This window comes from Haloferax sp. s1 (assembly GCF_058382125.1).
This window is the reverse complement of the sequence record NZ_JBZRPK010000516.1, coordinates 1-6,407: the sequence shown is the minus strand read 5'-3', so window position 1 is coordinate 6,407 and position 6,407 is coordinate 1. Positions and strand designations below refer to the sequence as shown.

Annotated in this window: 6 protein-coding genes; all 6 read left to right on the top strand. The window is 57.1% G+C overall.

Features of this window, described 5'->3' with window-relative positions; translation table 11 throughout:
* A partial coding sequence (locus tag QT222_RS08500) for a hypothetical protein (RefSeq protein ID WP_491476919.1) occupies positions 1 to 637 on the top strand: 637 nt, incomplete at its 5' end.
* A 517-nt stretch (positions 638 to 1,154) separates the two neighbouring features.
* Positions 1,155 to 1,553 (top strand): Fic family protein, encoded by a 399-nt coding sequence (locus QT222_RS08495; RefSeq protein WP_491476918.1) that lies wholly within the window; start codon positions 1,155 to 1,157, stop codon positions 1,551 to 1,553.
* A 351-nt stretch (positions 1,554 to 1,904) separates the two neighbouring features.
* A complete protein-coding gene (locus QT222_RS08490) occupies positions 1,905 to 2,543 on the top strand; it encodes a hypothetical protein (protein WP_491476917.1) in 639 nt (212 codons plus the stop codon).
* On the top strand, positions 2,543 to 3,751 hold the full coding sequence (locus QT222_RS08485; RefSeq protein ID WP_491476916.1) for a hypothetical protein: 1,209 nt from the start codon (positions 2,543 to 2,545) through the stop codon (positions 3,749 to 3,751). Before QT222_RS08490 ends, QT222_RS08485 begins: the two co-directional genes overlap by 1 nt.
* 2 nt (positions 3,752 to 3,753) lie before the next feature.
* The gene (locus QT222_RS08480) at positions 3,754 to 5,907 is read left to right on the top strand and encodes a hypothetical protein (protein ID WP_491476915.1); all 2,154 of its coding nucleotides are present in this window, start codon (positions 3,754 to 3,756) and stop codon (positions 5,905 to 5,907) included.
* Between the two features lie 65 nt (positions 5,908 to 5,972).
* Positions 5,973 to 6,407: hypothetical protein (locus QT222_RS08475; RefSeq protein ID WP_491476914.1), on the top strand; the 435-nt coding region annotated here is incomplete at its 3' end.

The window sequence follows — 6,407 nt, the reverse complement described above, 5'->3', positions numbered from 1 at the left end:
ACCGTTCCCGGTCGACGTCCCGGAGGTTCCTGAGCTAACGGTTCGTGTGCCCGAGATCCCCCCGGTCCCCATTTCGAAGATACCGCCGTTAGAGGTCAACCGGCCTGGGTGGCTCCCGTTGCCTGTCGAATCACCATCACCAGCCCCAGCACCGTCACCCTCGCCGACGGCGACGTCTGACAGCCAGCCGTTTGAGATACCGCAGATCAACCTCAAACCTGAAAAGATTGTCTTAGGGGGAGCAGTTAGCGGAGGTGCTGCAGCAGTTGGCGGTGCTTTCAAGCGGCTCTTGGAAGGGTCTGCCCCCGCCACCACCGCTGGTGCACCGATAGCACTCCCAGCAATCCTCGCTGCTCGGGAAACCAAACGTGCTCAACGGAGTAACAAGAAAACGTGGCTCGAACGGTTGTTTGGAGATATGAAACCGCCACAGCAACAGAAGATTCAGGTAGCGATGAAGCCTGCACCGCGAGAAAAGAAGACGAACCGGGCAGCTCTCAAACGGACTAAGGGGGGTGGCGTGGAGCGTGTCGATGTCAACGCTTCAGTTGAGATCCGAGACCGTCGTGACCTTGATCAAAAGCTCGACAAGGAATTCGAGCGCATCAAGAAGAATATCTTCAGCGTTCTTGGATAGTGGCAGTCACCCGCCCGCTTTTTCGAACCGGCGTAGGTCTCGGCGGACGACAAAGTGTGAAAATGCAAAACCTGCCAAGCCAAACGAAATCGAAGCCAGTAGAGAATCACTACGAGAGATGGCAAGCCCTATGCCAGAAATTCCGGAGAAGAGCCCAAGAGCTTCGATCCACGCCCAAGTTGGAAATTCCATACTCCACCGTATCGTGACAGGGCGTATGAGTGTTTCCCCGCAAAAAATGAGCCGCCGTCGTTACTCGAACTGTGTGAGTTCGCGAAGTGTCCCGTATGGGATGTCCGGCTGGTGCTCCCACTTTATCTATTAAGAATTCTCGCATCTAGACGAAGTACTCTCCATTGTCTTCCAAAACCACCCTCCCAATCGACAACTAGAGATATCTAGAACAACTAGCTTGCCCTCTATGTTGAACTATGTTCAACATAGAGGACAGGCGTATATAGATATTGGCTACTGGAAACATGTCGATTTTTATCATCCCATGCCTGAAACCGTACTAATGACTGACGACCTCCCTACGGCGGAGGAGATTCTAATAATTCATGATATGGTAGAACAGCGGTGGGGTCTCAAACACAGAGGGACCCAAGTTGCAGCCGCACGGCTAAAATTCAAGCGACGCCTGTGTGAAGTTGCTGAGGAAGACACTGTTTATCGCCGCGCAGCAGCACTTCTCCAGATGATTGCTACTGAACACTACTTCGAGGATGGCAACAAGCGTACGGCGTGGTTGGCGATGAGAGACTACTTGGACCGACACGGCTTGGCCCCCTGCAAATCTCCGAAAGACGATAGTGTCGCTGAGCGGGTTATGAAGCGAATTCGTCGATTCGATACTGCAGAACTCGCTGAGTGGCTTGAAACTGGATATATTGATGAGGGGAAGCTACATCCATAACTCACAGAAAGACTCAAGCCAAGCTACACCCAAATGTGAGATAGAAATGAGTCTCTCCCACCAAGAGCGGGACTCGGAACACTACCGAGAGCGGATTATGCAATTCATGGAAGAAGACATTGAATTGCTTGACGCTCTCCACGAATAGTCCCTCCAAATCTCTCGGAGACGCAGTATTCTCGCTCCTGTTAGTAGATATCTTGTCAGCCTCTCAAAGTTGATTTACTTATCGCATGGCGGAATGCATTGATTCAGTAAACAGTTACTGACCCCCCTGCGCCGGGGTAGAGCGCACCTGTTCTCAAAGTCCATGAGACACCAGAGTACCACGATTAGCGGAGGGACCGATCAGTGACGACCGTCGACAGTGCAACACTCGTCATTCCGGACGTCGATATCGACGGTGATGGAGTCAACGAGACTGGACGTTTCGTGATGCGCGGTGATCTGCGCATTACGACACAGGTAACGCGGTCGTACGCGTTCGAGTCGGCTGGTGACCTCAGTTCGATCACGAGCTTTGTTGGCGACTACGCCGACCAGGTCGGAGCAAACGAACTCGACTCTCTCTTCCCAAACGGCGCGCGACGACAGAAACTCGCCGTCGACGCTGGCGGTGGGCTGAGATCAATCGAAGTCGACTACAGCGGCTGGTCGGGGTCGCCACCAGACGTTCAGTGGGGCGATACGGGAGACCCAGGCGAGGTCACTGCAACAGATGCGACCGGGGCATCCGCCGTTGAGCAGATGCAGGTCCTCGCTCGATGGCTCCAGGTCGCGAAGATCGACACGATCAACCCGGCCAAGCTGGAGTTTGGTGAATACTCCGAAGAAGGGGTTTACAGCCCACTCAACGTGCTCGTCGAAGACCCGACTCTGACGTGGGACACGCCTGACAGCGGGGCATCAATCTACGACGGCTCAATCGTGTTCGTCGAGACAATCGACGCAAGTGAACCCGTCGACGCAATCCTCCGGGAGGCCTTCTGATGGGGACACGACGTCTTTACACGCTGACCATCCCTGGCGATGCACAGACTCAGTCCTCGACGAAAGAAGGCGGTGAGGTCACCGCCGAGGGTGCGGTTACGTCCGGGCCCGCAAACGTGAATCGGACCGCATCGTCGCCAGCACAGTTCACGCTCTCCGGTGGATTTCGTCTCAAGTACGCCCGTCTCATGGCTGCCGAGCTCGAGGAGTTGTTCGCCGCGAAAGGGTATGGGACGGTGCCTCTCTTCGCCGTTGACGGCCCAGACTCGAAAGACGCCTACTACTCACTGAAAGATATCGACGCCCGCCCAGAAGTCCCACAGACCGATTCATTCCACCGGTTTGAGGGCACGCTCACTCGGAAGGGGACAAAAGCCGAGTTCTGGCGGGCAGTCAAGACGATCCCGTCGAACGAGCGCGACGTAACGAACGACTTCGGGACCGGAACAACCCAACGTGTTGCAGCACCCGCTACTGCATCGCGTGTCCGGTGGTTCGATCCAGTGTCCGGGGCTCGCGAGGCGGCGACAGTCCAGTCGACTGTCCCCACCGAGTTCGGCGATATCAACCGCTATGACCCGACGGAGCCGTCATTCGACCGACCGGAACTCATCTACGACATCGAGTACGAGGACGTCGGGAAAACTGACTGCCGCGTCTGGGATACCCACGGTCGGGATAAAGAGCATGTCCTGTCCTCGAGGACGACCGTCGGCTCGTCGACGACTGTCCCGACGACCGTCGGTGGTCTCAAGTCCGCCGTCGTGAAGTCGACCTGGCAGCACGTCTTCTCGCCAGCTCACACCTATGCTGGTGACCCGATTGTTGAGTCCGGGCGGCTTCGTCTCCGATTCGACCTCGATGAACCACGGCTCTACGCTTACGAGTGGGACGAGAGTTTGAGTGAGTGGTCGCTGCAGTCGTTAGGGTCGAGTACGTGGCGGTTGTTCGATGTGGTCTTTTTCGAGGTCTCTCCCGGCTCGATCACCGGCCAGATCGAGTTTGAAGACACTGATACGGGGGTGTTCTACGCGCTGAATTTCACGCTCTTCCGAGGTACTGACGAGGTCCTGTTCACACGGCCGACCAACGAATCGTCGGCGACACCGAGTGGTCTCCAGACAAAGCTGTCACCAATCGCGTCGACGTCGACGAAGAGTCCGGCCACGAGTGTCGGGCTCCGTGCAAAAAGCGACACCCAACAGTAACCATGAGCGCAATCCCATCACCAAACAACTGGACCGTCGAGGTTATTCACCCACCGACTGGACGAGTGCGTCGCCCCGATGTTGTCGGTGAGCCGGAGCTGAAGCCGGCGACGAACCAGCGTCCAGAGGTCCACATTCCGGTTCGATTCGACGAGGCGTGGCTCGATGATTCGTGGGAAGACGCCACGATGAATGTGTGGTTCAACGGCACGCGACAACCTATCGAGGCGCTCGAAGATACCGAAGTATCGGAGTCAGAAGAGCGGTCGGCAACCATTCTCGTCGGGCGTGGCTTCGTTGAGGGACAAACTCGCATCGACACCGAATACGATACCGAACAGATCGACACGGTCGTCAAGGACCTCGCTGCGACGACATCGTACACAGCAAACGTCGATTCGAAGGAATCGTCGAATGAGACGAGTGTGCCGGTTCAGTCCGGGGATACGACACAGGAACTCCTCGACCGTCTCGATGAGGCTGTCCAACCAACAGACCCGATTAAAGTCGAGAACAGCAAAATCCGGCTCCTGCAGTCGTGCTGGGTGTTCGAGGCAGAATCACAGTTCATCAGCGGGCAGTTCAGCAGCGAGAATTACTCCAACGGTGAGGCAACCGGAATCGACACGAAACTGTCGTCGACGGGCGATAATGCAGTATACACGTTCACGCCCGAATACGACGTCCCCGCCGAGCACGTTGCGGTCAAAATACGTGCAGACTTCCGAGATGGAGATGATGATGGGAGAGTCAAGCCACCGGTGATTGAGATACGCCTCGATGACAACGTCATCTTCGATCCTGCGTCGTTTCAGACGAACTATCTCGGAGTTCGATGGGATGATTTCGCTACGGACTACAACGGCCCGGACCTCTCCGCAGGCTCGACACACCAACTCGTTATCGAGGTCACAGACGGGACTGTCGGCAACCCCGATGACCGAATCAACTTCGATGTAGTGGCGGTCTACGACGACCGCTTCAGCTACTCATTCCCGAACACTCTCGACGCGAATGGCTACCTCTCCGGACCCGAAGAACGACCCGATCAGTGGGATATTACCTTCGAACCCACGGAGACGACTCGAAGCATCACCGGTGCGTCTGTCTCTGTCTCGATGGCGGATACGAGCGGTGCACAGAAACTCATTCTCCTCGACGGCCATCGGAACACACTCGCAACCGCGTCGAACACGACGACACTCTCGAAGGACTTCAGTCAACCTTATGGAGAGGTTGCACTCCGGGTCCGACTCTCACGATACGGGACTCGGTCGACCAAGACACCAACCTCGGGATTCAACGGCCAGACACTCGACTCATTTTCAATCGAGGCCGACCTCGACACGACGCCGCTGGTGGTTAACCGTCGCATCGATACGTCGCTCGAAGACGCACTCACGACGCTCGCAGAAGAGGTCGATGCACTCTGGGAGTTCCGCATCGAGAACGGAACGAAGTCCGTTGAGTGGACCTATCCCGGACAACGAGAGGCCACACAACAAGCCTCGTCGCTCACGAAGTACTCTGTGACACGGCGGACAGGAGAGCGCGTCAAAGCCGTCATCGTCAAAGGCGACCCAGTGCCGCGGTCGGGGGAACGCATCACTGCCAACCATGGAACAGCAGTCTCACTCGACGAATCGGAGGTTGTTTCGGGAAGTGTCATCGTTCGCGATCCGAGCGATGGGACGATCTACGACGAGGGCGACGACTACGTTGTCTCCTCGCTTGCCGACGGCACCATCACCACACGGTCGGGTGGGGCTATCACGGACGGTGCTGAAGTCGAAGTTGATTATCGATTCCGTCCGGTGGGACAGTTCGCCGTCGACGGAGCGGATTACTCGAAGGCTCGCGTCGAATACGTGAGCGGTCTCACAACACCTCAGGCGTGTACGCTCTTCGCTCAGCGCCTCCTGGAAGACCTCCAAGACGCACAGTTTGAGGCAACAGTGACTGTGCCGTTACGCCCCGAATCGTGGTCCGTAATCAACGCGATTGACCCCGACGAACTCCCAGGGAACGGCCCATTCCAGATCAAAAACGAAGGGACGACACCAAAGGGAGCGACCTACCAGCTCGGATCGATGCAGACCCTCCGTGAACGACTCGACGACCTCGAGTCCAACATCGCCCGGCTCAAGCAGAACTAACCAGCAGACGCGATGACCCACCGGGGCGAGCGCCTGACCACACCACTGTTTCCAGTTACTTACTCATGCTCGACCACTCACCCCCAGCAGTTGTATCGCTCGTCGGCCTCGTCGTCGCCGGCGTCGCCGCCTATCTCGGCGGTCGAACCAACAAGGCCCACCGCGCCGCCATCCAGTTCGAGACGAAGCTTCGTTCGTTCCTTGAAGACCGGTGGGGAGTACCCTCGCCCGACACGACCGAAGTGACACGCGATCACCTAGACGCTGCACTCGTCGAGGCGATTCCTGAGTACGGTCAGTCGCCCGATTTGGAGGTGGTTTACTCCGACGGAACGTACCTCGCACCCTCGAGCAAAGACGTCGACGTTCTTCGAGGACTCGCGTCGTCGACGGCATGGCTGCCGTACCGACCGTCCCGGTTCGACTGTGAGGATTTCGCCGACGCGTTTTCCGTTCTGGTGGCGTTCCTTGGGGGCGTCAACACTGTTGGTGTCGTCCAC